This window comes from Xanthobacter sp. DMC12 (assembly GCF_056314105.1).
In genome coordinates this window covers 242,720-269,033 of sequence record NZ_JBQUYZ010000002.1, presented here as the reverse complement: position 1 = coordinate 269,033, position 26,314 = coordinate 242,720, and the positions used below count along the sequence as shown (strand labels likewise).

27 protein-coding genes and 1 tRNA gene are annotated in these 26,314 nt (G+C 68.7%); 11 read left to right on the top strand and 17 right to left on the bottom strand.

From position 1 onward, the window contains the following. The first annotated feature begins 1 nt into the window (after position 1). Positions 2 to 193, top strand: coding sequence for a hypothetical protein (locus tag ACT535_RS09430; protein ID WP_029556187.1), 192 nt, complete (start codon positions 2 to 4; stop codon positions 191 to 193). 134 nt (positions 194 to 327) lie between these two features. Then, a complete protein-coding gene (locus ACT535_RS09425; RefSeq protein ID WP_476364168.1) occupies positions 328 to 1,956 on the top strand; it encodes an AMP-binding protein in 1,629 nt (542 codons plus the stop codon). A gap of 63 nt (positions 1,957 to 2,019) precedes the next feature. On the opposite strand, the gene ACT535_RS09420 is transcribed toward ACT535_RS09425, so the two are convergent. Together ACT535_RS09420 and ACT535_RS09415 are read right to left on the bottom strand one after the other, a co-directional pair. Continuing rightward, positions 2,020 to 2,787: an aldolase/citrate lyase family protein gene (locus ACT535_RS09420; RefSeq protein WP_476325935.1), complete on the bottom strand. Its 768-nt coding sequence runs from the start codon at positions 2,785 to 2,787 to the stop codon at positions 2,020 to 2,022. Between the two features lie 36 nt (positions 2,788 to 2,823). Continuing rightward, positions 2,824 to 3,936 carry an NAD(P)/FAD-dependent oxidoreductase gene (locus ACT535_RS09415; RefSeq protein WP_476364167.1) on the bottom strand — a complete coding sequence of 371 codons (1,113 nt, stop codon included), beginning with the start codon at positions 3,934 to 3,936 and terminating at the stop codon, positions 2,824 to 2,826. Positions 3,937 to 4,122: 186 nt separating this feature from the next. Here ACT535_RS09415 and ACT535_RS09410 point away from each other — a divergent pair, with 186 nt between their 5' ends. From ACT535_RS09410 to ACT535_RS09400, 3 genes are all read left to right on the top strand, one after another. Then, a complete protein-coding gene (locus ACT535_RS09410; RefSeq protein WP_476364166.1) occupies positions 4,123 to 5,310 on the top strand; it encodes a pyridoxal phosphate-dependent aminotransferase in 1,188 nt (395 codons plus the stop codon). A gap of 3 nt (positions 5,311 to 5,313) precedes the next feature. Then, the gene (locus ACT535_RS09405) at positions 5,314 to 6,009 is read left to right on the top strand and encodes a lysozyme inhibitor LprI family protein (protein WP_476364165.1); all 696 of its coding nucleotides are present in this window, start codon (positions 5,314 to 5,316) and stop codon (positions 6,007 to 6,009) included. A gap of 73 nt (positions 6,010 to 6,082) precedes the next feature. Beyond that, the gene (locus ACT535_RS09400; protein ID WP_476364164.1) at positions 6,083 to 7,027 is read left to right on the top strand and encodes a sugar kinase; all 945 of its coding nucleotides are present in this window, start codon (positions 6,083 to 6,085) and stop codon (positions 7,025 to 7,027) included. A gap of 57 nt (positions 7,028 to 7,084) precedes the next feature. Here ACT535_RS09400 and ACT535_RS09395 read toward each other — a convergent pair whose 3' ends face one another. The 6 genes from ACT535_RS09395 to ACT535_RS09370 all read right to left on the bottom strand — a co-directional run bounded on the left by ACT535_RS09395 (position 7,085) and on the right by ACT535_RS09370 (position 13,290). Then, positions 7,085 to 8,584, bottom strand: coding sequence for a phosphomannomutase/phosphoglucomutase (locus tag ACT535_RS09395; protein WP_476364163.1), 1,500 nt, complete (start codon positions 8,582 to 8,584; stop codon positions 7,085 to 7,087). Between the two features lie 128 nt (positions 8,585 to 8,712). Further along, a complete protein-coding gene (locus ACT535_RS09390; protein WP_476364162.1) occupies positions 8,713 to 10,239 on the bottom strand; it encodes an acetyl-CoA hydrolase/transferase family protein in 1,527 nt (508 codons plus the stop codon). An 84-nt stretch (positions 10,240 to 10,323) separates the two neighbouring features. Next, positions 10,324 to 11,085, bottom strand: coding sequence for a DUF429 domain-containing protein (locus ACT535_RS09385; protein WP_476364161.1), 762 nt, complete (start codon positions 11,083 to 11,085; stop codon positions 10,324 to 10,326). Between the two features lies 1 nt (position 11,086). Beyond that, on the bottom strand, positions 11,087 to 12,331 hold the full coding sequence (locus ACT535_RS09380; protein ID WP_476364160.1) for an extensin-like domain-containing protein: 1,245 nt from the start codon (positions 12,329 to 12,331) through the stop codon (positions 11,087 to 11,089). Positions 12,332 to 12,594: 263 nt separating this feature from the next. After that, the gene (locus ACT535_RS09375; RefSeq protein ID WP_476325955.1) at positions 12,595 to 12,822 is read right to left on the bottom strand and encodes a hypothetical protein; all 228 of its coding nucleotides are present in this window, start codon (positions 12,820 to 12,822) and stop codon (positions 12,595 to 12,597) included. Positions 12,823 to 12,978: 156 nt separating this feature from the next. Then, positions 12,979 to 13,290: a hypothetical protein gene (locus tag ACT535_RS09370; protein WP_476364159.1), complete on the bottom strand. Its 312-nt coding sequence runs from the start codon at positions 13,288 to 13,290 to the stop codon at positions 12,979 to 12,981. 274 nt (positions 13,291 to 13,564) lie between these two features. Between ACT535_RS09370 and ACT535_RS09365 the strand changes: the two genes are divergently transcribed. Continuing rightward, positions 13,565 to 13,741 carry a DUF1328 domain-containing protein gene (locus ACT535_RS09365; RefSeq protein WP_394082142.1) on the top strand — a complete coding sequence of 59 codons (177 nt, stop codon included), beginning with the start codon at positions 13,565 to 13,567 and terminating at the stop codon, positions 13,739 to 13,741. A gap of 199 nt (positions 13,742 to 13,940) precedes the next feature. On the opposite strand, the gene ACT535_RS09360 is transcribed toward ACT535_RS09365, so the two are convergent. Beyond that, complete coding sequence (locus ACT535_RS09360) at positions 13,941 to 14,210, bottom strand: YMGG-like glycine zipper-containing protein (protein ID WP_024276680.1); 270 nt, start codon at positions 14,208 to 14,210, stop codon at positions 13,941 to 13,943. 118 nt (positions 14,211 to 14,328) lie between these two features. After that, on the bottom strand, positions 14,329 to 14,724 hold the full coding sequence (locus tag ACT535_RS09355) for a hypothetical protein (protein ID WP_476364158.1): 396 nt from the start codon (positions 14,722 to 14,724) through the stop codon (positions 14,329 to 14,331). Between the two features lie 181 nt (positions 14,725 to 14,905). Between ACT535_RS09355 and otsB the strand changes: the two genes are divergently transcribed. The 3 genes from otsB (at position 14,906) to ACT535_RS09340 (ending at position 17,343) form a co-directional block, all read left to right on the top strand. Then, positions 14,906 to 15,688: a trehalose-phosphatase gene (otsB, locus tag ACT535_RS09350; RefSeq protein ID WP_476364704.1), complete on the top strand. Its 783-nt coding sequence runs from the start codon at positions 14,906 to 14,908 to the stop codon at positions 15,686 to 15,688. Between the two features lie 5 nt (positions 15,689 to 15,693). Beyond that, the gene (otsA, locus tag ACT535_RS09345; protein ID WP_168458545.1) at positions 15,694 to 17,169 is read left to right on the top strand and encodes an alpha,alpha-trehalose-phosphate synthase (UDP-forming); all 1,476 of its coding nucleotides are present in this window, start codon (positions 15,694 to 15,696) and stop codon (positions 17,167 to 17,169) included. A gap of 87 nt (positions 17,170 to 17,256) precedes the next feature. Beyond that, a tRNA-Leu gene (locus tag ACT535_RS09340) sits at positions 17,257 to 17,343 on the top strand. 114 nt (positions 17,344 to 17,457) lie between these two features. Here ACT535_RS09340 and ACT535_RS09335 read toward each other — a convergent pair. Beyond that, positions 17,458 to 17,982: a GlcG/HbpS family heme-binding protein gene (locus ACT535_RS09335; protein ID WP_476364157.1), complete on the bottom strand. Its 525-nt coding sequence runs from the start codon at positions 17,980 to 17,982 to the stop codon at positions 17,458 to 17,460. Positions 17,983 to 18,189: 207 nt separating this feature from the next. Here ACT535_RS09335 and ACT535_RS09330 point away from each other — a divergent pair, with 207 nt between their 5' ends. Together ACT535_RS09330 and edd are read left to right on the top strand one after the other, a co-directional pair. Beyond that, positions 18,190 to 18,624 (top strand): pyridoxamine 5'-phosphate oxidase family protein, encoded by a 435-nt coding sequence (locus ACT535_RS09330; RefSeq protein WP_476325964.1) that lies wholly within the window; start codon positions 18,190 to 18,192, stop codon positions 18,622 to 18,624. 64 nt (positions 18,625 to 18,688) lie between these two features. Continuing rightward, positions 18,689 to 20,524: a phosphogluconate dehydratase gene (gene edd / locus ACT535_RS09325; RefSeq protein ID WP_476364156.1), complete on the top strand. Its 1,836-nt coding sequence runs from the start codon at positions 18,689 to 18,691 to the stop codon at positions 20,522 to 20,524. 154 nt (positions 20,525 to 20,678) lie between these two features. Here edd and ACT535_RS09320 read toward each other — a convergent pair whose 3' ends face one another. The 6 genes from ACT535_RS09320 to ACT535_RS09295 form a co-directional block, all read right to left on the bottom strand. Then, positions 20,679 to 22,004 carry a bifunctional folylpolyglutamate synthase/dihydrofolate synthase gene (locus ACT535_RS09320; RefSeq protein WP_476364155.1) on the bottom strand — a complete coding sequence of 442 codons (1,326 nt, stop codon included), beginning with the start codon at positions 22,002 to 22,004 and terminating at the stop codon, positions 20,679 to 20,681. A gap of 44 nt (positions 22,005 to 22,048) precedes the next feature. Then, on the bottom strand, positions 22,049 to 22,942 hold the full coding sequence (gene accD, locus ACT535_RS09315) for an acetyl-CoA carboxylase, carboxyltransferase subunit beta (RefSeq protein ID WP_476364154.1): 894 nt from the start codon (positions 22,940 to 22,942) through the stop codon (positions 22,049 to 22,051). Positions 22,943 to 23,095: 153 nt separating this feature from the next. Further along, on the bottom strand, positions 23,096 to 23,923 hold the full coding sequence (gene trpA, locus ACT535_RS09310) for a tryptophan synthase subunit alpha (protein WP_476364153.1): 828 nt from the start codon (positions 23,921 to 23,923) through the stop codon (positions 23,096 to 23,098). Positions 23,924 to 23,952: 29 nt separating this feature from the next. Beyond that, on the bottom strand, positions 23,953 to 24,294 hold the full coding sequence (locus ACT535_RS09305) for a hypothetical protein (RefSeq protein ID WP_476364152.1): 342 nt from the start codon (positions 24,292 to 24,294) through the stop codon (positions 23,953 to 23,955). 2 nt (positions 24,295 to 24,296) lie between these two features. Further along, positions 24,297 to 25,514: a tryptophan synthase subunit beta gene (gene trpB / locus ACT535_RS09300; RefSeq protein ID WP_476325975.1), complete on the bottom strand. Its 1,218-nt coding sequence runs from the start codon at positions 25,512 to 25,514 to the stop codon at positions 24,297 to 24,299. Beyond that, on the bottom strand, positions 25,511 to 26,215 hold the full coding sequence (locus ACT535_RS09295) for a phosphoribosylanthranilate isomerase (protein ID WP_476364151.1): 705 nt from the start codon (positions 26,213 to 26,215) through the stop codon (positions 25,511 to 25,513). The genes trpB and ACT535_RS09295 overlap by 4 nt, the downstream gene beginning before the upstream one ends. Positions 26,216 to 26,314: the final 99 nt, after the last annotated feature.

The window sequence follows — 26,314 nt, the reverse complement described above, 5'->3', positions numbered from 1 at the left end:
CATGGCGCAACAGGCCGAGGCTGACCTCGCAAGCCTTCTCGATCGCCTCAAGGCGGCCCAGCGCGAGCTGGTCCTCACCGCAGCCAAGGGCTCCACCCTCCCCTCCGACGGCATGCTGCGCAAGATTTCCGAGCTGGAAGGCGCCATCGCCGCCACCGAGGCCCTGATGCAGGAAGAAGGCGTCCGGCGCTGAGCCGTCCGGCCGCCCGCCTGATCCACCCCGAATCCGCCGTGCGTTACCCCGGCTAACGGCCGGGTGGACCTTGGGCGTCCGAGCCTGTAGCGTGCACCGCAACAAAAGGGCGGGGCGGAAAGGCACGGGTCGGGATGCTGGCGCACAGCACGGGCGCATCGGGATCAGGCGCAGTTTCCAGCGAATACGAGCGCCGGCGCCGCGCCTTCCTCTGGATGGTGCCGGAGCGCTACAACATGGCGGTCCACGCCTGCGACGCCATCGCGGCGCAGCATCCGGACCGTCCCGCGCTCTTCCTGCCCGACGGCAACGGCTTCTCCCCCGTCTCCTATGGCGCGCTGGCGCGGCTCTCCAACCGGCTCGCCCATGCGCTCGTCGCGCAGGGCATCCGGCCCGGCGACCGGGTGGCCATTCTCCTTCCCCAGTCGCTCGAAGTGCTCGTCACCCATCTCGCCGTCTACAAGATGGGCGCCATCGCGGTGCCGCTCGCCGGCGCGTTCGGCGTGGATGCCATCGCCTATCGCCTTCTGGATTCCGGCGCCCGCGCCCTCGTCACCGATGATGCCGGCCTCGCCAAGCTGGTCGCACGGCCGGAAACGCTCGATCTGGTTGTGAATGTGGACGGCCCGCGCCATGGCGCCGTCGGCTTCTCCGCGCTGGTGGAGGCGGCCTCAGACCGTCCGCTCCCCATCGCCTCCGGCCCGGATGATCCGGCGCTGATGATCTACACCTCCGGCACCACCGGCCAGCCCAAGGGCGCGCTGCACGGCCACCGGGTGCTGTTCGCCCATGTCAGCGGCGTCACCTTCACCCATGACGGCATCGGCCAGGCGGGCGACCGCATGTGGACGCCCTCGGATTGGGCCTGGGCCGGTGGGCTCTTGAACACCGTGCTGCCGGCGCTGGCGCTGGGTGTGCCGGTGGTGGCGCAGCCGCGCGGCAAGTTCGATCCCGAAGCCGCCTTCGCTCTGATGAAGACCGCCGAGGTGCGCAACGTCTTCATCCCGCCTACCGCGCTCCGCATGATGCGGCAGGTGCAGAACCCCCGCGAAAAATTCGGCTTCGCCCTGCGCACGGTGGGCTCGGCCGGCGAGGCTTTGGGCGCGGAGACGTTCGAGTGGGGCCGCGAGGCCCTCGGCGTTCCGGTGAACGAGTTCTACGGCCAGACGGAATGCAACTACGTCATCGGCTCTTCGGCCGCGCTGGGCGTGGCCAAAGCCGGCGCCACGGGCAAGGCGGTGCCCGGCCATGAGGTGGCGGTGCTGGGCGAGGACGGGCGCATCCTGCCGCCGGGCCAGATGGGCCAGATCGCGGTGCGCGCGCCGGACCCGGTGATGTTCCTGAATTACTGGAACCGCCCCGAGGCCACCGCCGACAAGGTGAAGAACGGTTGGCTCCTTACCGGTGATCTCGCGACGCGGGACGAGGAGGGCTATTTCCACTTCCTCGGCCGCGATGACGATGTGATCACCTCGGCCGGCTACCGCATCGGCCCGGCGGAGATCGAGGACGTGCTGCTGAAGCACCCCGCCGTCGCCATGGCCGCCGCCGTGGGCAAGAAGGACCCGCTGCGCACGGAGATCGTCAAGGCGGTCATCGTGCCCATGCCCGGCGTGGAGCCCACGCCGGAGCTGGAAGCGGAAATCCGCGACTTCGTGCGCACCCGCCTCGCGTCCTACGAATATCCCCGCGAGATCCAGTTCGTGGACGAACTGCCGCTCACCACCACCGGCAAGGTGATCCGCCGGATGCTGCGGGAGTAAAGCGTTTTCGAGCGAAGTGGGGACCGGTTCGCGTGAAGAAAACGCGTCGCCACAAACAGCGGCCTAAGCCTTGTATTGCTGCGCCAGCGCGTCGGCGCTGCGTGCGAACAATGCCGCATCCACCCCCACGGCAGTGAACACCGAGCCGGCCGCCATGTAGCGGCGGGCCAGCGCCTCGTCCCCCACCACCAGCACGCCGCCGCGATTGCCGGCGGCCGTGATGCGCTTGAGCCCGTCCTCGATGGCCTCCACGACCTTCGGATGGGTGGGCTGGTGCAGGAGGCCCATGGAGGCGGAAAGATCGCCGGGGCCGATGAAGATGCCGTCCACGCCCGGCACGGCGGCGATCTCCTCCACCTTCTCCAGCGCTTCCAGCGTCTCCACCTGCACCAGTACGCACATCTCGTCGGCGTAGCGGGTGAAATAATCGCCGATGCGGCCGAATCGGGTGGCGCGGGAGGCCACCGCATAGCCGCGGATGCCGTCCGGCGGATAGCGTGTCGCCGCCACCGCCGCGCGGGCCTCCTCGGCATTCTGCACCATGGGGATGAGGAAGCTCTGGGTGCCGATATCGAGGAAGCGCTTCAGCGTCACCGCATCGTTCCACGGCACCCGCACCACCGGCTGGGTGGCGTAGCCCACCATGGACTGGAGCTGGTTGAACACGTTGGGCAGCTCGTTGGGCGCGTGCTCGGTGTCCAACACCAGCCAGTCGAAGCCCGCGCCGGCCAGGATCTCCGAGACATAGTTGGAGGGCACGGCGCACCACAGGCCGATCTGCTGGGTGCCGGCATGGAGCGCGCGCTTGAACGGATTCTCGGGCAGGTGCATGGCGTTTCCTTCGGGGATTCTTATTGGCGAGAAGCCTCACTCCGGCTTGAGCATATCCGGCACGTCCTCGCCCAGCACCATGCCGGCGAGCATTTCGCCCAAAGCCGGGGCGAACTTGAAGAGGTGGCCGCCAGCGAAGAAGTCCACCGCGCCCCGCCGCACCACTTCCAGCCGCTCGGATTCCCACGGCGCGCCGTCGTCGGGATGCTCCAGCGAGGTGGAAACGCAGCTCTCGATGGTGAAGCGCGAGGTGTCGAGGCCGGGCAGCGTCTCGGCTGCCAGCGCCAGCGTGTGCTCGATCACCTGGTCGGGATGGCCCCCGCCGCTGCGGTCGGTGTCGCTCGGCTCCAGCCCGACGGCGAACAGGCCGTCATGCAGGGCCGGCAGGCCGTAGGTATAGAGCACGCCATGGCGGTGGTCGCTCTTGTCGCGGAAGGAGACCATGGGCCGCGCGGCGAGATCGCCGGTCATGGGGAAGAGCAGGCGCTGGTGGACGCTGTAGACCTGCGGCACCTTCACGCCCATGGCGCCGGAGAGCACCGGCGTCTGCATGCCCGCCGCCACCAGCACCCGCCGCGCCCGCCAGATGGCGCTGCGAGTGGAGACCAGCACATGGCCCGACCTTTGGGTGAGGCCCAGCACCGGCGTATGCTCGTGAAGCGCATCGCCCAGCGTCGCCGCAAGCCATTCGATGCTGTCGCGGGCGCGGATGGTGCCGGCCTCCTCCTCCAGGATCACCGGCCGGGACCACGGGCGATGCACCGGCAGCATCTCTTCCTGCTCGGCCGGAGAGACGAAGCGGACCTTGAGGTCGAGCCCGGCGAGGCGCCTCAGCTCCGCCTCGGCCTCGGACACGATGAGGAAGGAGCCGGTGCGCTCGATGAGGGGGCGGCCGGCCTCCTCCTCCCACCGCGCCCAGCCGGCGCTGGCCTTGCGGGCGAGCCAGAGCATCTTCGGGTCGTTATAGGCCGCGCGCATGATGCGCGAGCCGCCAGCCGACTGGGCGCCCCCCGCCGCGCCGGCATCGAAGCAGCGCACGGAGATGCCGAGGCGCGTCAGCACATGGGCGACCGACAGGCCGACAATGCCGGCGCCGACGATGGCGATCTCGGTGTCCTCGAATGGCAGGGGGGCGGTCGGTGCAGGCATGAGGGCTCCTCGCGATTCGGCACGCCGCCCCTCGTAACATGTTGGCCATGGCCAAGCTTTGCGCGCTGCAGCAGATTTTCGCCCACTCCCCACCCGGGACCTTCGGTGCTATCCAAGGCGTCCATTTTGAACGCGGCGCACAAGACGCCGCGCGCCCCAAGGATATGCCCCAAGGATCTGCCGGCCATGCTCACCACCAATCCCTCCTTCGACCGCATCGGCGAGGAGAACGCTTTCGCCGTGCTCGCCCGCGCCACGGCGCTTCAGGCGGAGGGGCGCTCCATCCTCAACCTCGGCATCGGCCAGCCGGACTTCCAGACGCCGGCCCACATCGTCGAGGCGGCGGTGAAGGCGCTGCGCGACGGCCAGCACGGCTATACCCCCTCGGTCGGCATCCTGCCCCTGCGCGAGGCGGTGGCCGGCGATCTCAACCGCCGCTACGGCGTCGAGGTGGACCCGAACCTCGTGATGATCGTGCCCGGCGGCAAGGTCACCATGTATGCGGCCATCCGCCTGTTCGGCGAGCCCGGCGCGGAAATCCTCTATCCCGACCCCGGCTTTCCCATCTACCGCTCCATGATCGAGCACACCGGCGCAACACCCATCCCGGTGCCAATCCGCGAGGAGAACGGCTTCGCCTTCTCGGCCGAGGAGACGCTGGCCCTCATCACGCCGAAGACGCGCCTGCTCATCATCAATTCGCCGGCCAACCCCACCGGCGGCGTCACCCCCGCGTCAGAGATCGACAAACTGGTGAAGGGCCTCGCCGCCCATCCCCATGTCGCGCTCATGTCGGACGAGATCTACGACCGCTTCCTGTTCGACGGGGAGGAGCACCGCACCCTCCTCGCCTATCCCGAGATCCGCGACCGGCTGATCCTGCTCAACGGCTGGTCCAAGACCTACGCCATGACCGGCTGGCGCCTCGGCTATTCCATCTGGCCGAAGAGCCTCTACGACCAGGTGCGCAAGCTGGCGGTGAACTGCTGGTCCTGCGTCAACGCCGCGACACAATATGCCGGCATCGCAGCGCTCGAAGGTCCACAGGATGCGGTGTTCGCCATGACCGCCGAATTCGACGCCCGGCGCCGCATGGTGGTGGAGGGGCTGAATGCGCTGCCCGGCGTCACCTGCGCGACACCCAAGGGTGCCTTCTACGCCTTCCCCAACATCACCGGCACCGGCTGGACCGCCGCCAAGAAGCTCGCCTCGGCGCTGCTGGAGGAGGCGGGCGTCGCGGTGATCGGCGGGCCGGATTTCGGCGTCCATGGCGAGGGCTACCTGCGCCTCTCCTACGCCACCTCGCGGGAGAACATCACCGCAGCGCTCGGCCGCATGGGCGACTTCCTCACCGCCAACCGCAAGGTGGCCTGAGGCGTGGGGGCGGCACGGCGGTGGACGGGCCGGCGGGCGCTTCTCGCCCTCGCCCTCGTGCTGCTGGCCTTCTCGCCCGTGCTGCTGGTGCTGACGCGCCCGCCGCCGGACGGTCCCGCCCCCATGGTCGCGCCTGCTCTGCCGGAGCCCGAGCCGGAGCCCGCCGTTCCGGCCGATGCGGACCTGCCGCCGGGCCCGTCCCAGGCGCGCCCTCAGCCGCCCCGCGCGGGCGGCAGCGATGCGGCGACGCCGGAGCGCTGGAAGGTGGTCGTCGCCTGCCCGCGCGAGAAGGTGTCGGGCGGCCAGTACAATCGCTGCCTCTATGACGTGACCCGCACGTCCGAGCAGGCGCTGGAGGCGGAACTGGCCAACGCCTTCACCGTCATCGAGGCGCGCACCGATCTGCAAGGCACCCAGCGTGCGCGCTGGAAAACCCAGCTCGACGAGGCGCAGTCGCGCTTCCTCCTGTTCCGCAATCTCGACTGCCAGGGCGTCGCGCCGTTCGAGGGGCCGCGCGGCATCGGCAATTTCGAGCAGCGCTCGCTCTGCCTCATCGCCGCCAACCGCGGCCGCGCCGCCGACCTGCGCGCCCGCTACGGCTCGCCCCAGGTGGACGGCGACCCTGCCAAGCCGGGCCCGACCGGCCCCGCGCCGCGCGACGGCACCTGGACCCATGCGGTGCCGCCGCCGGTGGAATGAGCTGATCCCTGTGATAGGGTCCGGCGCCCGGCGCAGGGCGGGACGACGCAGGGCAGGACAATCGGAGGCAGCCGTGGCGAAAGTGGTCTGTGTGGGCGAGGTGATGGTGGAACTCGCCCGCGGTTCCGACGGGCGCTTCGGCCTCGCCTTCGGCGGCGACACCTTCAACACCGCAGTCTATCTCGCCCGCGCGGGGGTGGACGTGGCCTATGCCACGGCGCTCGGCGACGACGCCTTTTCCGGCGACATTCTCGCCCTCGGCGCGGCGGAGGGCGTGGACATGAACCTGATCCCGCGCGTCAGCGGCAAGGTTCCCGGCCTCTACCTCATCACCACGGACAATGCCGGCGAACGCAGCTTCCATTACTGGCGCGACACCGCCCCCGCCCGTTCCCTGTTCGAGGCGGACGGCTGGCAGGAGGTGGCGGCGGCGCTGGTGGGGGCGGGCGCGGTCTATTATTCCGGCATAACCCTGTCGCTCTATTCCAACCAGGGGCTCGGCCGCTTCCTCGCCGCGCTGGAGATGGCGGGCGGGGCCGGTGACAGCCGCAACGGTCCGCCCGCCTGGCGGGTGTTCGACGGCAATTTCCGCCCGCGCGGCTGGGGCGGCGACCTCTCCCGCGCCCGCACCGTGTTCGCCGAGGCGCTGAAGCGCTCGAGCATGGCGCTGCCCACCTTCGAGGACGAGGCGGCCCTTTGGGGCGATGCCTCCCCCGCCGCCACCATTGAGCGCATCACGACCTATGGGGTGAGCGAAGTGGTGGTGAAGAACGGGGCCGGCGGCGCGCTGGTTCATGCCGAGGGCCGCACCGTGGAAGTGCCGGTGGAGCGCACGGTCTCCCCCCTCGACACCACGGGGGCTGGCGACAGTTTCAACGCCGGCTATCTCGCCGCCCGCATCGCCGGCGCGACGCCCGAAGCCGCCGCCCAGGCCGGCCACCGCCTCGCCGCCGAAGTCATCATGCACCGCGGCGCCATCATCCCCCGCGCCACCCAGGAGGGTGCGACGGCGCATTGAGGGCGGCAAAGAGGTTGAAGCCCTCCGGAATCACCGGAGGGCTTCAACTCCATCATGTCAGATGGTCTGGTTGTACTCGCCGATGCCGGGGTGCTGGCGCAGCACGCCGTCGATCTCCTTGAACATCTCGCGCATGCGGGCTTCGGAGACCGGGCTTTCCACCACCACAACCAGCTCGGGCTTGTTGGAGGAGGCGCGCAGCAGGCCCCAGGAGCCGTCCTCGCAAGTGACGCGCACGCCGTTCACCGTGACGAGATCGCGGATCTTCTGGCCGGTGACGGTAGCGCCTTCAGCCGCCAGCTTCTCGTAATGCTCCACCACCTTGGCGACGACGCCATACTTGGCCTCGTCCGCGCAGTGGGGTGACATGGTGGGCGAGGACCAGGTCTTGGGCAGCGCCTCGCGCAGCTCCGAAAGCTTCTTGCCGGGGTTGCGGTCCAGCATGTCGAGCACGGCGATGGCCGAGACGAGGCCGTCGTCATAGCCGCGGCCCACCGGCTTGTTGAAGAAATAGTGGCCGGACTTCTCGAAGCCCACCAGCGCGCCGGTCTCGTTCACCCGGCGCTTCATGTAGGAATGGCCGGTCTTCCAGTAGTCCGCCTTCACGCCGAGCTTGATGAGCTCGGGGTCGGTGGCGAACAGGCCGGTGGACTTCACGTCCACCACGAAGGTGGCGTTGGGGTGGAGCTTGGCGAGGTCGCGGGCGAGCAGCACGCCCACCTTGTCGGCGAAGATTTCCTCGCCGGTATTGTCCACCACGCCGCAGCGGTCGCCGTCGCCGTCGAAGCCGAGGGCCACGTCCGCATTGTGCTCCAGCACCGCGTCCCGCATGGCATGGAGCATCTCCATGTCTTCGGGATTGGGATTGTATTTGGGGAAGGTGTGGTCCAGCTCGGTATCGAGCGGCACCACCTCGACGCCCAGCGCCTCCAGGATCTTCGGAGCGAAGGCGCCGGCCGTGCCGTTGCCGCAGGCCACCACGGCCTTGATGGGGTGCTTCAGCTTCGGCCGGTTCGTGAGGTCCTTGATGTAGACCTCGGGGAAGTTCTCGACGAACACGTAGGCGCCGCCGCCCTTCAGGTTGAACTTCGCGCCGAGCACGATCTCCTTGAGCCGGGTCATCTCGTCCGGGCCGAAGGTCAGCGGGCGGTTCACGCCCATCTTCACGCCGGTCCAGCCATTGTCATTGTGCGAGGCGGTGACCATCGCCACGGCGGGTACGTCCAGCGCGAACTGGGCGAAATAGGCCATGGGCGACATGGCGAGGCCGATGTCGTGCACCTTGATGCCCGCCGCCATCAGGCCGGAAACCAGCGCCAGCTTGATGGAGGAGGAATAGGAGCGGAAGTCGTGGCCGGTGACGATCTCCGGCTTCACGCCCATCTCGTGCATCAGCGTGCCGAGGCCCATGCCGAGGGCCTGCACGCCCATGAGGTTGATTTCCTTCTGGAACAACCAGCGGGCGTCGTACTCCCGGAAGCCGGTCGGCTTCACCATGGGCTCGGACTCGTAGGCGTAGGTATTGGGCGTCAGGACCGGCTTCGGCGTCGGGAACATGGGCACCATTCCTCCGCAGCACGCAAAATTTCGCGGTCGCGAGATAGCACGGATTCGTGACCGAACGAACGGCTGCGCTTGGGATTAGTTCCCCCTGCCGCGGCGGCAAGGTGACGCCGCCGTGGCGCTTACGCGATCTTCCGTGTCATTTCCGGGAGCATGGCGCCCTGCTCGCGGGCCCGCACATGCCAGGAGAGCGCCTCTTCGATGATGTGCGGCGTGTGCCCGCCCCGCGCCGTCGCCCGCTCGAAATAGTCGGACAGCGCATCGCGGTAGAGCGGATGCACGCAATTGGCGATGATGACGCGCGCCCGCTCCCGCGGCGCCAGCTCGCGCAGGTCGGCGAGGCCGATCTCCGTGACGAGGATGTCCACGTCGTGCTCGGTGTGGTCCACGTGGCTCACCATGGGCACCACCGAGGAGAGCGCCCCGCCCTTGGCGATGGACTTGGTGACGAACACCGAGAGATAGGCGTTGCGGGCGAAATCGCCGGAGCCGCCGATGCCGTTCATCATGTGGGTGCCGCCCACATGGGTGGAATTGACGTTGCCGTAGAGGTCGAATTCCAGCGCCGTGTTGATGCCGATGAGGCCCAGCCGCCGGATGATCTCGGGATGGTTGGAAATCTCCTGCGGCCGCAGGATGAGGCGCGACTTGTAGTCGGTGATGCGCGGCATCACCTGGTCGTACTTCGCCTTGGACAGGGTGATGGACGAGCCCGAGGCGAAGTTCAGCTTCCCGGCGTCGAACAGGTCGAAGGTCGAATCCTGCAGCACCTCGGAATACATGGTGAGGTCTGAGAACGGGCTCTCGATGAAACCGTGCATCACCGCATTGGCGATGGTGCCGATGCCGGCCTGCAGCGGCTGCAGACGGTTGGTCATGCGGCCGAGCTTCACCTCGTGCTTCAGGAATTCCATGAGATGGCCGGCGATGGCAGCGGTCTCGGGGTCGGGCGGCAGCACGTTGGAGGCGGAATCGAGCTTCCGCGTCACCACGATGGCGGCGATCTTCTCCGGGTCGATGGGAATGAAGGGCAGGCCCACCCGGCTTTCCGGTGTCACCACCGGGATCGGCTCGCGGAAGGGGCGGCGGGTGGGGATGTAGATGTCGTGCAACCCCTCCAGTTCCGCCGGCTGGGTGAGGTTGATCTCGACGATCACCTTCTTCGCCAGAATGGCGAAGGTGGCCGAATTGCCCACCGAGGTGGTGGGAATGATGCCGCCCGACGCGGTGATGCCCACCGCCTCGATCACCGCCACGTCGATGGGGCCGAGCTGGTTGGTGCGCAAATGCTCCACCGTCTCGGACAGGTGCTGGTCCACGAACATCACCTCGCCGGCATTGATCGCCTTGCGCAGGGCCGGGTCGGACTGGAACGGGATGCGGCGGGAGAGCAGGTGGGCTTCCGCCATCTGCTTGTCGAGGTCGTTGCCCAGCGAGGCGCCGGTGATGAGGGTGATGCGCAGCGGCTCGCCCCGGGCATGGGCGGCATTGGCGCGGGCGGCCAGCGCCATGGGCACCGCCTTCGCCTCGCCGGCGCGGGTGAAGCCGCTCATGCCCACGATCATGCCGTCGCCGATGAGCGCAGCGGCCTCCTCGGCCGGGACGATCCTGTCACGCAAGGACGAGAGGCGGATGCGGTTCTCGGGCATGTCGGCAATTCCGTCGAGAGGACAATCCCTTGCGCATAGCGAGGTGCGCGGCGCCACCGGAATTCAACTTAAAGGGAAGGCCGCTCAGGCGGTGATCGCCACCGGCAGGCCGAAGGCATCCCGCTCCGGCGGGTCGGGAAAGCGCAAGGCCTTGCCCTCGAACACTCTTTTTGCGGTGACGGCGCAGGCGCAGGCATCCACCAGATCATCGAGCCCTGCGCCAAGCGCAGTCGCGGTCTTCGCGTGAAGCAGATCGGTTGGCACGCCCGCACGGGCGAGAAGGTCGATCCGCAACTCGAGACCGGGCGGGTACGGCCGGCTCTTCACCTTCTTGGCCACCTCGAGCGGCGCGCCGTTCATGATGCGGAACGACACCTCCGGATGGCACTCGATGAGGCGCTCCCGCAGTTCGGAGCGGCGCAGCAGCAGCTCGTCCAGCTCGGCGATCTTGGGGAAGAGGTTGAAGCACTGGATGGAGACCTTGCGCGGCGGGCTCGAATGGGCGAGCGCTGCGGCACAGGCTGCTGCGAACCGCTCCCGCTCGTCCCCCGGTCCGACGCCAGCCATGACCGCAGCACGAGCCGGAACGGAGAAGACGGACGATTGCCGCTTGTCTAGCAGGGGGCGCACCGCGCGTTCCGCCGACCGGCCGCCGATCTCGCTGGTTTCGGGCAGACCTATGGGCATGTCCACGCAGGCTATAGCGGGAGCATCCGGCGCATCGAACAGCTCTTCCACGCGGGTGCGGCGGAACAGCTGGAGATGATCTGCGCCGTCCCATTGCGCGATCACCCAGCCGCCCCGGCAGCCATCGATGCCGGCGAAGGGCAGATCCGCGAGCATCATCTCAGTCCTCGCCGGCCTTGGCCTTGGGCAGGGGGATGGTGGAGGGCTGGGGAATCGGCGCCGCGTAATATTTGCGCTTGATGGAGCCGGTCTCGGGATTGCTGGAGGAGGCGGAGGACATGGGGATGCCCTGCGGACCCACCTGCCAGCCCGGCGGCAGGCCGCCCTTCTGCGGCGCCGACGGCGGAGGTGCCGGCGCGCGTGCGGCGGCGGGAGCCGGGGCATTGCCCACGGCGCCGGGGGGATAGTTCGAGGGGGGATAATTGGAGGGCGGATAGCTCGCCGGGGAATATCCGGCGGGCGGAGGCGGCGCCGGCGAGGCGATGATCTGCGGCTGCGGCGCCCGCGCGGCCTCGACCGGCGGCAAGGGGGGCGGCGGCTCGGCAGCGACCGGGGCCGGCTGCGGCGCGGCCCGCGCCCCGCCGAACAGGGTAGAGAAGAAGGACGGCTGCTCCGCGGGGGCCGCGACCGGCTGCGGCGCCGGGGCATAGACGGGCGCCGCTTCTGCCACCGGCGCGCTGGGCGGGGCTTCCGAAACCATGGGCGGCGCCTTGGTGGGCATGGAGGGCGCGGGCATCGGACGCGGCGCCGGCTTGCAGATGGTCCGCCCCTTGGCGTGACGCATCAGGTCCACATGGATGTGGTCATAGTGGAAGATGTTGGACCCGGGCGCGAGCACGGTCGTGAAGCGCTCGCACGCCCCGGCCTGCACCTGCAGCAGGAAGCCGCGCTCCTCGGGCGAGCCCTTCCAGCCGTTCTTCACGGTGATCCACCGCCCGTCCGCGGTGCGGAAGCCGCCGATATCAAGCGCGTTGCCGAAGGCATGCTCGGAAATCTTGGCGTTGGGATCGCCGTTCATGCCACGGCACGAATAGGCCGACATCTGGCTGATGGCGACGATGGGCTGGCCGAGCCATGCCAGCGCCGCCGGCTGCACCACCTCCTGCACCCACATGTCCACCTGGTAGATCACCGGGCAGGCGAGCTTTCCGGCGGGCTCCAGCACCACATTCCCCTGCGCCAGCGCAGTCACGCGGAACGGATGATCCATGCCACAGGCGCCCGGGCCCTGGACGGCGGGAAGCGGCTCCATGAAGACGGACGGGACTACCGCCTTGGCCGCAAGGCACTGTTCCTCGGCCTGGGAGCGCCACGAATCGCGCTCCTCCAGGCCGAAGCGACAGCCCGAAAGGGCGCCGGCCAGAAGGAGGAGGGCGAGGAAGATGCGGGGCGTGTCACGCGACATGGCCCCACCTTGCGTAGGGCGCCTTGCAAAGGGGTTAAGGCCCGCCGCCAAATACCGCAAAAGCGGCCGCAGCCCCTTGAAAAGTCAGAACCCCACGCCCTTCCGCAACGCAAGTCGCGACGGAGGGGATGGGGTTCGAAAAAGCGGACGAATAATGCAAGTGAGCCGCCGAAGCGTCGCCTCGGCAAGTCGCGCCGGACGGCGCGAACCATGGGTGGAGCACCGGAAGCCTTAGTCCAGTTCGGACGAGAGCCTGGAGCCCTTTAGTCCTTCTTGGGCTCGGCTGCCGGCTGGGCTGCGCCATCGGCCGCGCCGGCTTCGGGCGCCTCGGCCTCCGGCTCGCGGCCCTCGAAGGCGGCCTGAAGACGCTCGGCGAGGCTCTGCAGCTCGTCCGGCATGTCTTCCTGGGTGTAGTCGTCAAACAGTTGGCGCAGCTCGCGTCCCAGCAGATCCTGCCGTGCGGAGATGTCGCGGCGATGAGGCGTTCGCATGCCGCCTGCCTCTTTCTGGTGCTGCGTCGTCATGGGTGTGTCGAGGGGACCTTGGAAGCGTGCCGATCGCATGGCGGGGGTCTTCTGACAGACGCGGGCGGTCTCAAGATGGGACACGTCCACGTGCGTTGCAATATGGTTTTGAACACGCGGGCCTCAGTCACGGTAAAGCCGCGACAGGTGCCCGGTGTCCAGATCGGTCTCGGGACCGGCCGCATCCACGTCCGGTCCGTCGTCCACGTCGTGGCGTTTGTCGGAACCGTCGAACGCCGCCTGGAATTCCTTGAGCAGGCGCCGCTCCTCGTCAGCGGAACGTTCCCGCCGCGGGGGAAAGTCCCGCCGGCTTTCGCCGGGACCGAATTCCACGGGATCATAGCCGTGCGGGGCATCGTCCACGCCCGTCTTCTGCGCGCCCGTATCAGGCAGGGCGGAGCCGCCCGGCAGGGGTTCGTGTCGCAATCCGCTCATCCGCCTCCTCCCGAGTCTCCCAGATCGACGAGAAAACGCGGGGCGGGCGGATTTGTTCCATCGCGTCCCGCCGAAACCGCACTCCTCCCGCGTAGGGGGAACACCCCATACGCGCCGCGTGGAGAACGCGAGGGTCACTTGGGAACAAGCGCGACAGTTGCGCAGTTCACAATCCGTGTAACAAACGCGCGCCGAACAGCTGGTTGCTGAGCGTAACGACCGTCTCCAGCCGGCGCTGCATATTCATTCAGGAAAATGGCAAGGAGACACGGCAATGCTGAGCTGGGCGATTACCTTTCTCATCGTCGCACTGATCGCCGCAGTCCTGGGCTTCGGCGGAATTGCGGGCACGGCGATTGAAATCGCGAAGATCATCTTCTTCGTCGCGATCATCCTGTTCCTCATCTCCGCGGTGATGGGACTGATGCGCCGCGGTCGCGGCCCAGTCTGATCCGTCCGCACCCACGCACGGAAGCGGTCAAAAAAACAGGGCGGTCCGGAGGGGTCCCGGGCCGCCCTGAAGTCACTTGGAGATGGCTCCAGTGATAGTTTGCTAAGGTAAAGGTCCCGCTAACGGCCCCCGCCGGACCCCCAAAACAAAAAGGCGCCCGGTGGGGCGCCTTTCGTTCTTCAACCTGTCTGCGTGCCGCTCAGGGGCACTGCACGCGGTAGCGATTTCCATAGGCGTCGCGCGCCCAGCAGGCGCGGGGGGTGGTCTCGGCGCCGATGATGGCACCCGTGCCCGCGCCGATGAGGCCGCCCACCAGAGCGCCCGTGCCGGTGCCCGTGGCGGCGGCGCCGATCAGCGCGCCGGTACCGGCGCCGATCGCGGCACCGCCCACGGCACGATCCTGGCGCGAATATTCGCTGCAACCGCCAAGGGCGAGTGCCATCACGCCAATCATGAGAGCCGCTTTCATCTTTTTCTCCCTTGCCCTGCCGGCGGCATGCCGGACATCCATCCTGCCCCTTGCGCCGCTTCAGGGCACGAGGGCGAAACACCGCGCCTGACCCCCAAAAGGCGTCAGGCGGAACCCACTACTCCATCCCCTCGGGCGCAGCCTTGAGCTCGTCCTCAGGAACCGGACCGTGGGCGGACCGGCGCCCACGCGACGTAACGGCATATAGCACGCACCCCACCCCGACGCCCACCGCCACCGCAGCGACGATGACCGGAAGCGCCGCCGGCTCCGCGCGGAACGGGCGCTGCGGCAACGCGGGCAGGTGCCGGCGAAGGCTGTCCAGAGACAGGCTCGGAAGCGATTCCGCCCGCTCCGCCACCCAGTCCTGGGCATCGGACGCCACATCGGAGGCGAGACGCCCCCATTCACGCTCCCGCCTGTGGAACGAGGACTGGAGATGGTCGAGTTCATCCCGCAACGCCGAGAGGCGCCGGGAAAACCCGTCGGTCGAACTCCTGTGCAAGCCGAGCATATGCTGTCTCCCGTGACGCCGAGACGAACGCCGCCGAACCGCTCCGGTTCCGCCCAGGAAGCCGGAGCGGAGCCATTTCGCGAGAGCCTGTGGCGGCATTGGGTCGAAGCTGAGGGGGAACCGTGGCGCCGCAACGGCGTTATCTTACCTGAAATATGAAGGGGTCCGTGCGTTGTCCGGTATGCTTGAGGGATCACTGCCTGCAAGAGAGGCCGAACTGCCGGGGGCCTTTGTCGCCCTCGACCCTGCGACGCACGCCTTCTTTCTTGACGTGGACGGGACGCTGATCGATATCGCGGAACGGCCCGAGGCGGTGTTGGTTCCCCCCGGCCTTACCAATACCCTGACGGTCCTTTCCGAGCGTGCCGGCGGGGCGCTGGCCCTGGTCAGTGGTCGCTCGCTCGCCTCGCTGGACCAGTTGTTCGGGGCCGACACATTCGCCGCCGCCGGCGTGCATGGCGCCGACATCCGCCTCGCCGCAGGTCGGCCGTCCGATCGGGCTGCCGCCCTCGACACTGATCTGAGGCGCGCCCTCGGTGCCGTCGCGGCCGAGTTCGCGGATGTGTTCGCCGAGGACAAGCACCACGCGGTCGCCATCCACTACCGAGCCCACCCGGAAGTGGCGCCCGTGCTGAAACGCGCCCTCTTCGAGGTGGTCGGCCCGCGGCCGGGCGTCGAGATCATGCCCGGGCACTGCGTGTTCGAGGTGCGCCGGGAAGGCATCGACAAGGGATCCGCCGTCGCGCGTTTCATGGCCGCGGCCCCCTTCGCCGGGCGTCGGCCCGTCTTCATCGGTGACGACGTGACCGATGAGGCCGGCTTCCGGGCCGTGAACCAGGCGGGCGGCATCGCCGTGGCGGTCGGCGCGCCCCGCGACGGCGCCCACACCGTTCTGCCGGACCCGCGCTCGGTCCGCGCCCTCATCACCCATCTCGCGGCCGAGCCGCGGCAACGAAGGAGGTGACCTCCGTGTCCCGCATCGTGGTCGTATCGAACCGAGTGGCCCTCCCCCAGAAGTCCGGCGCGCCGGCCGGGGGCCTCGCCGTCGCCGTCAACGCCGCCCTCAAGGACCGTGGGGGCATATGGTTCGGATGGAGCGGGCGGATCGCGCCGGACCCCTCCGACACGCCGCAGTCGACAAAGCACGCCGGCGTCACCTATGCCGTGGTGGACCTCACCAACGAGGATTACCAGGAATATTACAACGGCTTCGCCAACCGGGTGCTGTGGCCCGTGCTGCACTACCGGGTGGATCTCTCGGAATTCTTCCGCTCGGATCTTTCCGGCTACATCCGCGTCAACCGGATGTTCGCTGATCATCTGGAGAAGATCATCCAGCCGGACGACATCCTGTGGATTCACGACTACCACATGATGCCGCTTGCCAAATATCTCAGGGAACGCGGCCATAACAACCGCATCGGCTTCTTCCTGCACATTCCCATGCCCCCGGCGGACATCATCCAGGCCCTGCCGCAGCATGCCGACACCGTGGGGGCGCTCGCCCATTACGATCTCGTCGGCTTCCAGACCGAAGGCGACCGCGAGAATTTCGCTCGCTATCTGGAAACCCGCGGCGGCCAGTCCACGCCCGACGGTACCGGCTGCGACATCGGCGGCCGGCGCGTGCGCCTCGGCACCTTCCCCGTGGGCATCGAGACAGGCGCCTTCGCGCGGCGGGCCCGGCACGCGAGCCGCACCCGCTTCGTGAAGGCGTTCGACGAAAGCCTTTCCGGCCGCAAGCTCATCATCGGCGTGGACCGGCTGGACTATTCCAAGGGCATCCCCAACCGGCTCGACGCCTACGACCATTTCCTGCGCACGGAGCCGGACTGGCACGACCGCGTGACCTACCTGCAGATCACGCCCAAGAGCCGCACCGACGTGCCCGAATACCAGGACATGGACCGGCACGTCTCCCACCGGGCCGGGCAGATCAACGGTGCCTACAGCGACGTGTCCTGGACGCCGCTGCGCTACGTGAACCGCACCTATTCGCGCTCGGCCCTTGCCGGATTCTACCGCCGCGCCGACGTGGCGATGGTGACCCCGCTGCGCGATGGCATGAACCTCGTCGCCAAGGAATTCGTCGCCGCACAGGACCCGGCCGACCCCGGCGTGCTGCTTCTGTCCCAATTCGCGGGGGCGGCGAGCGAGTTGGGGACGGGGGCACTCATCGTCAATCCGCACGATACCGAGGGCGTGGCTGCCGCGCTGCGCCGGGCGTTGGAGATGCCGCTGGCGGAGCGGCGCGAGCGCCATCGCCGGATGATGCGGGTGCTGGACGCCCACGACATCAACCGCTGGGCCGAGGACTTCCTCGCGGCGCTGGCGCCCGAACCGCAGCCGGAGCGCCGCGAAATAGCCCTACCCCGCGCCGCGGTGCGCAGCATCGTGCGCCTGCCGGTGGGCTGGGGCTCAAGCGCGCTGCCGCGCGGCGCGTGAGAACGCCCTCGGACTGGACGGCGGGGGATAAGTCCCGCCGCTTTCCTGTTGGCGCCCGGCCGGCAAGCCTATAAAGAGGCTTCGGCTGCGGGCGTGGCGGAACTGGTAGACGCAGCGGACTCAAAATCCGCCGTCCTCACGGATATGTCGGTTCGAGTCCGACCGCCCGCACCATCTTTCCTCGCGCTATGTCGCCCGCAAACCCATCGCGTTTTGCTTGCGCGATGCCGCCGGCCAACCCATCGCGCTGCACGCCACCGCTCCGCTCTGGCGCACCAATCTTCCATCTCAGTGCGTATTGGCGCGGTCCGCGATGGCCGCGAGGCCGGCGCTCGCGCACGCCTCGTCCTTGTCGCCACCCGGCGCCCCGCCGACCCCAATGGCGGCGACGATCTCGTTGCCGTGCATCACGCCCACGCCACCGGCCAGCGCGATCACGTTCGGGATGGTGGTGAGCGAGGTGCCCGCGCCGCCGGGATATTTCGCGACGATCTCGGCGAATGCGCTGGATCGGTCGAACTTGAAGATGGGGCCGAGCGTGGCCACCGTGTAGGCCTTGCGGAAAGCGGTGTCGGGCGTGTGGACCGTGGCATGGTCGGCCTTCAGCGTCGCCTTCACGAGGCCCGACGCGTCCACCACCGTGGCCGTGACCGGCCATCCCTTGGCCTCGCACGCCTTCACCGCCGCCGTCGCCGCCTCCACCGCGAGAGCAAGCGGCAGCGCATAGCCGCTATAGCCCACCTGCGCCGTGGCGGGACCGGCACAAGAGGCGGCGGCGAGCAGAAGCGCGGCGGCGATCGTCCTTGATGTCACGATGTGTCCTTTCCCGATGGGCGAGCGGCGCACGATGGCGGTCGCCAAACAGTAACCTTTTATACTATTTTTTTAAGGTTACATGAGGCCGGTAACTTGTCAATGCCATCCAATCCGGTTTCCGCCAATCCCGCCCACCTCACACCCGCCTGAACCAAACCGCCCCGCCGGCATTGACTGCAGGACACAAGCTGGAGCGACGACGCCATGGCCGAGATGACGCTGGACGAAGTGGTGGAGAAGATGCGCGACATCGATTTCACCACCCTCTTCACCAAGAGCGAGGGTGGCGCGCTGGCCGGGCGGCCCATGAGCAACAATGGCGACGTGGACTATGACGGCAGCAGCTTCTTCTTCGCGCAGGAAGATGCCCGCGCGGTGAGCGAGATTTCCCGCGACCCCAACGTGGGGCTCGCCCTTCAGGGCACGAGCGGCATCCTCGGCCAGCGCCCCTTCTTCGCCACCGTGGAAGGCAAGGCGCAGATCATCCGCGACAAGGCCGCCTTCGAGGCCCGCTGGACCTCCGATCTCGACCGCTGGTTCCCGGCCGGCATCGACACGCCGGGCCTCGTGCTTATCAAGGTCGCGGCGCAGCGCCTGCATTGGTGGAACGGCGAAGACGACGGCGAACTCGTCCTTTAGAGGTCGTCCAACCCTTGCGCCGGGCGTCGCTCAGGGTGGAGGATCGCGGCAAGGAGGAGCCCCCATGGCCGCACAGCACATGCTCGACGCTCGCGTCGGCGAGGTCACCGAACGCATCGCGCGGCGCAGCCACGACGCGCGGCGCCGCTATCTCGACCGCATCGACGCAGCAGCCCAGCGCCGGCCCCAGCGCCAGGCGCTGGGCTGCGCCAACCAGGCCCACGGCTTCGCCGCCTGCGGGCCCTCGGACAAGGCCATGCTGCGGGCAGGCGACGGCCCTTCGCTGGGCATCGTCACCGCCTACAACGACATGCTCTCGGCCCACCGGCCCTATGAGCGCTATCCCGAGCTGCTGCGCGAGGCGGCGCGCGAGGCCGGCGGTGCGGCGCTGGTTGCGGGCGGCGTGCCGGCCATGTGCGACGGCATCACCCAGGGCGAGGCGGGGATGGAGCTGTCGCTCTTCTCCCGCGATGTGATCGCGCTTTCCACCGCCGTCGCCCTCTCCCACCAGACGTTCGATGCCGCGGTCTTCCTCGGCATCTGCGACAAGATCGTGCCCGGCCTCGTCATTGGCGCGCTGTCGTTCGGCCACCTGCCGGCGGTGTTCATCCCCTCCGGCCCCATGACCAGCGGGTTGCCGAATAACGAGAAGTCCCGCATCCGCCAGCTCTATGCGGAGGGCAAGGTCGGGCGCGACGCGCTTTTGGAGGCGGAGAGCCAGTCCTACCACGGCCCCGGCACCTGCACCTTCTACGGCACCGCCAACACCAACCAGATGCTCATGGAAATCATGGGCCTGCACCTGCCCGGCGCCTCCTTCGTGACGCCGGACACGCCCTTGCGCGATGCCCTCACCAAGGCCGCTGCCCAGCGCGCGCTCGCCATTACCGCGCTCGGCAACGACCATATCCCCGCCGGGCGTATGCTGGATGAGAAGGCGTTCGTGAACGGCATCGTCGGCCTGCACGCCACCGGCGGCTCCACCAACCACACGCTCCACCTCGTCGCCATGGCGGCGGCGGCGGGCATCGCCTTGAGCTGGGACGATTTCTCCGTGCTCGCCGAGGTGACGCCTCTGCTCGCCCGCGTCTATCCCAATGGCTCGGCGGACGTGAACCACTTCCATGCGGCCGGCGGCGTGCCCTTCGTGGTACGCGAGCTGCTCTCCGCCGGCCTGCTGCACGCCGATGCAGAGACCATCCTCGGCCGCGGCCTCGAAGCCTATACCCGCGAGCCGGTGCTGGCGGCCGACGGCACCCTCGACTGGCGGGACGGTGCGGCGGAAAGCGGCGATGACAAGGTCTTGCGCGGGGTGGGAGCGCCCTTCCAGCACACGGGCGGCCTCAAGGTGCTGGATGGCAGCCTTGGCCGTGCGGTCATCAAGACCTCGGCCGTGGCGCCGGAGCGCCATGTGATCGAGGCGCCGGCCAAGGTCTTCCACTCGCAGGAGGAGCTTCAGGCCGCGTTCAAGGCGGGCGAACTCACGGGCGATCTCGTGGCCGTGGTGCGCTTCCAGGGGCCGAAGGCGAACGGGATGCCGGAGCTTCACAAGCTCATGCCGCCCCTCGGCGTGCTGCAGGATCGGGGGCAGAAGGTCGCCCTCGTCACCGACGGCCGCCTCTCGGGTGCGTCCGGCAAGGTGCCGGCCGCCATTCACGTCACGCCGGAAGCGCTGGACGGGGGCGCCATCGCCCGTATCCGCGACGGCGACATGATCCGGGTCGATGCGGTGACGGGCCGGCTGGAAGTGCTGGTCCCGCCCGGCGAATGGGCGGCGCGGCCCAGCGCCAACGCCGACCTCTCCGCCAGCCATGTGGGCGTCGGGCGCGAATTATTCGCTCCCTTCCGCGCCGCCGTGGGCGAGGCGGAGAACGGAGCGTCAATCTTCGCGGCGGTGTGAGGAACGACAACCGTCATCCCCCGGCTTCCGGGGGATCCACTCCGCCGCTCGTCCGGCGGCCTGTGGTTTCAGACACCCCTACAGCCCATTCGTGGATCGCCCGCACAAGGCGGGCGATGACGGGATGAGGAGAGCCGCAAAGGCGTTCAGCCCCTCAGCCCAGCGCGGTGCCGTTGGCGGCGAGCACGGCGCCGGCCAGATAGAGCGAGCCGGCGATGAGCACGCGCGGCGGCGGCACCACCGCCTCGCGGGCGATGCCATCCAGAGCGCTGCCCACGTCCCGCGCCACGCTCGCCTTCATGCCGAGGCCGACGGCGGCGGCCGCCACGTCCTCCGGTTTCAGGCCCGCATGCTCGCCGGGCACCGGCACCGCGATGGCCTCGCGCACGAGGCCGGCGAAGGGCTGGAGGAAGCCGGTGACATCCTTGGTGCCGAGCATGCCGAGGATGAGCACGAGGGGGCGTGAATAGCGCTCCTCCAGCTCGCACAGGGCATGGGCGAGGGCGGCACCGCCGGCGGCGTTGTGGCCGCCGTCGAGCCACAGCTCCACACCCGCCGGTGCCCGCGCGGAGAGCGGGCCGGGCGGAAGGCGCTGAAGGCGCGCGGGCCAGTCGGCCCGCAGAATTCCCGCCTCATGGGCCGCAGGCAGCTTCACCGCGCGCAGCGCCGCGACGGCGAGGCCCGCATTGTCGATCTGGTGCGGACCCACGAGGCGCGGGCGCGGCAGGTCGAGCAGGCCGTCCTCGTCCGCATAGACGAGCCGGCCGCTTTCCTCCTGGACGTTCCACTGCTGGCCGCGCACGAACAGAGGCGCGAGCTTCTTCGCCGCCGCCCGCTCGATCACCGCCAGCGCCTCCGGCGACTGGGCGCCGATCACGACGGGACAACGCGGCTTGATGATGCCCGCCTTCTCCCCCGCGATGGCCTCCACCGAATTGCCGAGAAAGTCCACATGGTCGATGGAGACCGGGGTGATCACGCTCGCCAGCGGCTTCTCGACCACGTTGGTGGCGTCGAGCCGGCCGCCGAGGCCCACCTCCAGCAGCAGCACGTCCGCCGGGTGCTCCGCAAACAGCAGGAAGCCCGCCGCCGTGGTGATCTCGAACAAGGTGATGGGGGCGCCGTCATTGGCCATCTCGGCCCGGTCGAGGGCGTCGGCCAGCGCCGCATCGGAGACGAGCCGCCCGCCGCCCGGCGCGCCGAGGCGGATGCGCTCGTTGAAGCGCACCAGATGGGGCGAGGTATAGACATGGACGCTCTGGCCGGCCGCCTCCAGCATCCCTCGCATGAAGGCGATGGTGGAGCCCTTGCCGTTGGTACCGGCGACGTGGATCACCTTCGGCAGGCGCCGCTCGGGATGGCCGAGCGCCTCCAGCAGACGCTCCATCCGGGCGAGGGACAGATCGATCTTCTTCGGGTGAAGCGCGGCGAGGCGGGAGAGAATCTCGTCCGTGGCGCGGGCGGGCAGGGGCAGTGCCATGGTGCGTCGAGCCGGGGCCCATGGGGCCCGCGATCAGGCCTCCCTTACGCTGCCTGCGGGCGCGGCAGCCGGCCCTTGGGCGGCAGCGCCGGCGCCTTGGTCAGCATCCGGCACAGGCGGCCGAGGGTGTCGCGCATCTCGTGGCGATGTACCACCATGTCGAGCATGCCGTGGTCGCGCAGATATTCGGCGCGCTGGAAACCGTCCGGCAGCTTCTCGCGGATGGTCTGCTCGATGACGCGTGGGCCAGCGAAGCCGATGAGCGCGCCGGGCTCGGCGATCTGGATGTCGCCCAGCATGGCGTAGGAGGCGGTGACGCCGCCCGTGGTCGGGTTGGTGAGCACGACGATGTAGGGCTTCTTCGTCTCACGCAGTTCCTGGATGGCGGCCGTGGTGCGCGGCATCTGCATGAGGGAGAGGATGCCCTCCTGCATGCGCGCGCCGCCGGAGGCCGCGAACATGATGAAGGGCGTGCCGCGCTCGGCGGCGGTCTCCAGCCCCTTCACCACCGCCTCGCCGGCGGCCATGCCGAGCGAACCGCCCATGAAGCCGAAATCCTGCACGGCGATGGTCACGGGCAGCTCGGTGAGCATGCCGGTCGCCACCTTCACCGCGTCATGGTAGCCGGTCTTGGTGCGGGCGTCCTTGAGGCGGTCCACATAGCGGCGCTCGTCGCGGAACTTGAGCGGATCTACCGCCACCTCGGGAAGGGTGACTTCCTCATAGGCGCCGTCGTCGAAGGTGTTCTTGAGCCGCGTCACCGCATCCATGCGCATGTGGTAGCCGGACGCGGGAATGACGTAGAGGTTCGCTTCCAGATCCTTGTGAAACACCATCTGCCCGGTCTCGGGGCATTTCACCCAGAGGTTCTCGGGCACCTCGCGCCGCGCCAGGAAGTCGCGGATCTTCGGGCGGACGACGTTGGAAATCCAGTTCACGGGATCATCTCCGGTACGGAGGGGCGCGGCGCCGCGCTGCAGCGCACATAGTCCCCCCTCCGCCCTTATGGCAAGTCTGACACGGCGAAAGTACGGCGGTCGCCGCTGTTCCCGCCGATCATACCACCTTGCTGACGTCGGGGCGAAGCCGGCTCAGCGCCGCACGCCGCGCACCGCCTCGGCGAGCTCGCTAACAAGGGCTTCCACGCCGATAACGGTGTTGGACGTGGCCTTGCCCTCTTCGTCCAGCGTGCGGCGCACCACCTCGACCAGCGCCGAGCCCACCACCACGGCGTCGGCACCCGCGGCGATGGCCGCGGCCTGCTCTGGGGTCTTCACGCCGAAGCCGACGGCCACGGGCAGCGCGGTGTGGTTCTTGATGCGCGCAACGGCTGTGGCCACGGCATTCGCGTCCGGCGTCGCCGCGCCGGTGATGCCGGTGATGGAGACGTAGTAGACGAAGCCCGCGGTGTTCGCGAGCACGGTGGGCAGGCGCTTGTCGTCGGTGGTCGGGGTAGCGAGGCGGATGAAGTCCAACCCGGCATTGAGCGCCGGGATGCAGAGTTCGTCGTCCTCCTCCGGCGGCAGGTCGACCACGATCAGGCCGTCCACCCCAGCGACCTTGGCGTCGACGAGGAAACGCTCCACGCCATAGACGTAGATGGGGTTGAAGTAGCCCATCAACACCACCGGCGTGGTCTGGTCCTCGCCGCGGAAGAGGCGGACCATCTCCAGCGTCTTGGCCAGCGTCTGCCCGCCCTTGAGCGCGCGCAGCCCCGCCGCCTGGATGGCCGGACCGTCGGCCATGGGATCGGTGAAGGGCACGCCCAGCTCGATCACGTCGGCCCCCGCGCCCGGCAGCGCCTTGAGAATGGCGAGCGAGGTCTCGCCGTCCGGGTCGCCGGCGGTGACGAAAGTGACGAGGCCCGGCCGCCCCTCTTCCTTGAGGGCGGCGAAGCGTTCGGAGATGCGGGTGGTCATGGGCCTGCCTGGATGAGAGGGGACGCGCTCTATTTCTGCCCGGCGAGGGTGCAGGTGGCGCTGGTGGCGCTGGTGCCGCCGAGGAAGCGCACCTGATCGGTTCCGGTGACGCCTCCGACGATGGAGAACAGCGTCGTGGACGACTTGCCGAGGGAGCGCTTGCCGGCGAAGAACTCGCAGTTGACCTTGACCTCGGCCACCGTGGCCGTGCCGGTGTTCTTCACTGCCACCGACACGTAGGCGCCGGCCGCGTCCGTATAGATCTTGCCCGGCGTCAGCTCGAGGTCGGCCGCCTGCGCGGCGCCAAGGCTGACAACGATCGTCGCGCCGACGATCGCGGACGAGACGACTTTCCCCCAGATGCTCTTCATGGTCACGCCCCCAGACGAGTCCCGAGTATCTCCGCCACCTGGGGGACGTCCTTGTCCCCGCGGCCGGAAAGGTTGACGACCATCAGGTGGTCCGCCGGCAGCTTGGGCGCGTGCTCGATCACCTTGGCTATGGCATGGGCCGATTCCAGCGCCGGGATGATGCCCTCAAGGCGCGTCAGCAGCTGGAAGGCGTCCAGCGCCTCCTGGTCGGTGCAGTTCAGATAGGTGACGCGGCCCACATCGTGCAGCCAGGAATGCTCCGGCCCGATGCCGGGATAGTCGAGACCGGCCGAGATGGAATGCGCCTCGATGATCTGGCCGTCGCCGTCCATGAGCAGATAGGTGCGGTTGCCGTGCAACACGCCCGGGCGACCACCGGCGATGGAGGCCGCATGCTCGTGGGTGTCGACGCCCCGGCCCGCCGCCTCCACGCCGAAGATCTTCACCTCGGGATCGTCGAGGAAGGGGTGGAACAGGCCCATGGCGTTGGACCCGCCGCCGACGCAGGCGAAGAGGCTGTCCGGCAGGCGGCCTTCCATCTCCAGCATCTGCTCGCGGGTCTCGCGGCCGATGATGGACTGGAAGTCGCGCACCATGGCCGGATAGGGATGCGGCCCGGCCACCGTGCCGATGCAGTAGAAGGTGTCGTGGACGTTGGTCACCCAGTCGCGGAGCGCCTCGTTCATGGCGTCCTTGAGGGTGCGCGAGCCGGACTGCACCGGCACTACCTCGGCGCCCAGCATCTTCATGCGGAACACGTTAGGGGCCTGACGTTCCACGTCGACGGCGCCCATGTAGACCACGCACTTCAGGCCGAAGCGGGCGCACATGGTGGCGGTGGCGACGCCATGCTGGCCGGCACCGGTCTCGGCGATCACCCGCTCCTTGCCCATGCGGCGGGCGAGCAGGATCTGGCCGAGCACGTTGTTCACCTTGTGGGAGCCAGTGTGGTTCAGCTCCTCGCGCTTCAGATAGATCTTGGCGCCGCCGAGATGGTTGGTGAGGCGCTCGGCGAAATAGAGCGGCGAGGGGCGGCCCACATAATGGGTGAGGTAGCCGGCCATCTCCGCGTGGTAGGCGGGATCGACCTTGGCCGCCTCATAGGCCTTTTCCAGCTCAAGAATGAGCGGCATCAGCGTTTCGGCGACGAAGCGGCCGCCATGGATGCCGAAATGGCCGCGGTGATCGGGGCCGGTGCGATAGGAATTGAGAACGGTCACGACGCGCGGGCCTTCGATAGGGGGTCTTGCAAGGATGAGGTGGATGCGGCGCGGCGCGCCGCAGCGATGAAGGCGCGGATCTTGTCGGGACTTTTCACGCCGGGCGCGTCCTCCACGCCAGACGATACGTCCACGCCGTCCATCCGGACCAATCCGAGGGCCTGCGGCACGTTGTCGGCGGTAAGGCCTCCGGAAAGCATGAGAGGCCGGTTGACGTCAAGGCCGGCGACCAGCGCCCAGTCGAAGGGCCGGCCGTTGCCGCCGGGCAGAAGCGCCCCCGGATCTGGCTTTGCGTCGAACAGGATGCGGTCCGCCACCGCCGCATAGGCGGGCAGGACGGCAAGGTCCTCCCGGCGGGCGACCGGCAGCGCCTTCATCACCGGCAGGCCGAAGCGGGCGCGGATGTCGGCGACGCGCTCGGGCGTCTCATGGCCGTGCAGTTGGAGAATGTCGGGCGAAAAGGCGGTGATCACGTCCCGAAGGAGCGCATCGTCCGGGTCCACCAGCAGCGCCACCTTGCCGGCGCGGCCGGCGACGCGGGCGACCAGGGCCGGCGCATCGGCGAGCGCGAGGTGGCGCGGGCTCTTCGGGAAATGGACGAAGCCGACGAGATCGGCGCCCGCATCGAGGGCGGCCTCAAGCGCATCCGCCGTGCGGATGCCGCAGATCTTGATCTCTAAGCGCCTGTCGTCGCGAGCCATGGGGTGAACCTGAGGGTGCCGGTCGTGAACCTTCACACCGTAGAGGTGAGAGCCGCCATTTCAACGGCCCTCGCGATGCGTCGGGAAGGGACCGGCGTG

Excerpts from the sequence above, each read along its gene's own strand:
- ACT535_RS09430 (WP_029556187.1), top strand. The coding sequence starts at position 2 with ATGGCGCAACAGGCCGAGGCTGACCTCGCAAGCCTTCTCGATCGCCTC.
- ACT535_RS09425 (WP_476364168.1), top strand. The coding sequence starts at position 328 with ATGCTGGCGCACAGCACGGGCGCATCGGGATCAGGCGCAGTTTCCAGC.
- ACT535_RS09420 (WP_476325935.1), bottom strand. The coding sequence starts at position 2,787 with ATGCACCTGCCCGAGAATCCGTTCAAGCGCGCGCTCCATGCCGGCACC.
- ACT535_RS09415 (WP_476364167.1), bottom strand. The coding sequence starts at position 3,936 with ATGCCTGCACCGACCGCCCCCCTGCCATTCGAGGACACCGAGATCGCC.
- ACT535_RS09410 (WP_476364166.1), top strand. The coding sequence starts at position 4,123 with ATGCTCACCACCAATCCCTCCTTCGACCGCATCGGCGAGGAGAACGCT.
- ACT535_RS09395 (WP_476364163.1), bottom strand. The coding sequence starts at position 8,584 with ATGTTCCCGACGCCGAAGCCGGTCCTGACGCCCAATACCTACGCCTAC.
- ACT535_RS09390 (WP_476364162.1), bottom strand. The coding sequence starts at position 10,239 with ATGCCCGAGAACCGCATCCGCCTCTCGTCCTTGCGTGACAGGATCGTC.
- ACT535_RS09385 (WP_476364161.1), bottom strand. The coding sequence starts at position 11,085 with ATGATGCTCGCGGATCTGCCCTTCGCCGGCATCGATGGCTGCCGGGGC.
- ACT535_RS09380 (WP_476364160.1), bottom strand. The coding sequence starts at position 12,331 with ATGTCGCGTGACACGCCCCGCATCTTCCTCGCCCTCCTCCTTCTGGCC.
- ACT535_RS09375 (WP_476325955.1), bottom strand. The coding sequence starts at position 12,822 with ATGCGAACGCCTCATCGCCGCGACATCTCCGCACGGCAGGATCTGCTG.
- ACT535_RS09370 (WP_476364159.1), bottom strand. The coding sequence starts at position 13,290 with ATGAGCGGATTGCGACACGAACCCCTGCCGGGCGGCTCCGCCCTGCCT.
- ACT535_RS09365 (WP_394082142.1), top strand. The coding sequence starts at position 13,565 with ATGCTGAGCTGGGCGATTACCTTTCTCATCGTCGCACTGATCGCCGCA.
- ACT535_RS09360 (WP_024276680.1), bottom strand. The coding sequence starts at position 14,210 with ATGAAAGCGGCTCTCATGATTGGCGTGATGGCACTCGCCCTTGGCGGT.
- ACT535_RS09355 (WP_476364158.1), bottom strand. The coding sequence starts at position 14,724 with ATGCTCGGCTTGCACAGGAGTTCGACCGACGGGTTTTCCCGGCGCCTC.
- otsB (WP_476364704.1), top strand. The coding sequence starts at position 14,906 with ATGCTTGAGGGATCACTGCCTGCAAGAGAGGCCGAACTGCCGGGGGCC.
- ACT535_RS09330 (WP_476325964.1), top strand. The coding sequence starts at position 18,190 with ATGGCCGAGATGACGCTGGACGAAGTGGTGGAGAAGATGCGCGACATC.
- edd (WP_476364156.1), top strand. The coding sequence starts at position 18,689 with ATGGCCGCACAGCACATGCTCGACGCTCGCGTCGGCGAGGTCACCGAA.
- ACT535_RS09320 (WP_476364155.1), bottom strand. The coding sequence starts at position 22,004 with ATGGCACTGCCCCTGCCCGCCCGCGCCACGGACGAGATTCTCTCCCGC.
- trpA (WP_476364153.1), bottom strand. The coding sequence starts at position 23,923 with ATGACCACCCGCATCTCCGAACGCTTCGCCGCCCTCAAGGAAGAGGGG.
- ACT535_RS09305 (WP_476364152.1), bottom strand. The coding sequence starts at position 24,294 with ATGAAGAGCATCTGGGGGAAAGTCGTCTCGTCCGCGATCGTCGGCGCG.
- ACT535_RS09295 (WP_476364151.1), bottom strand. The coding sequence starts at position 26,215 with ATGGCTCGCGACGACAGGCGCTTAGAGATCAAGATCTGCGGCATCCGC.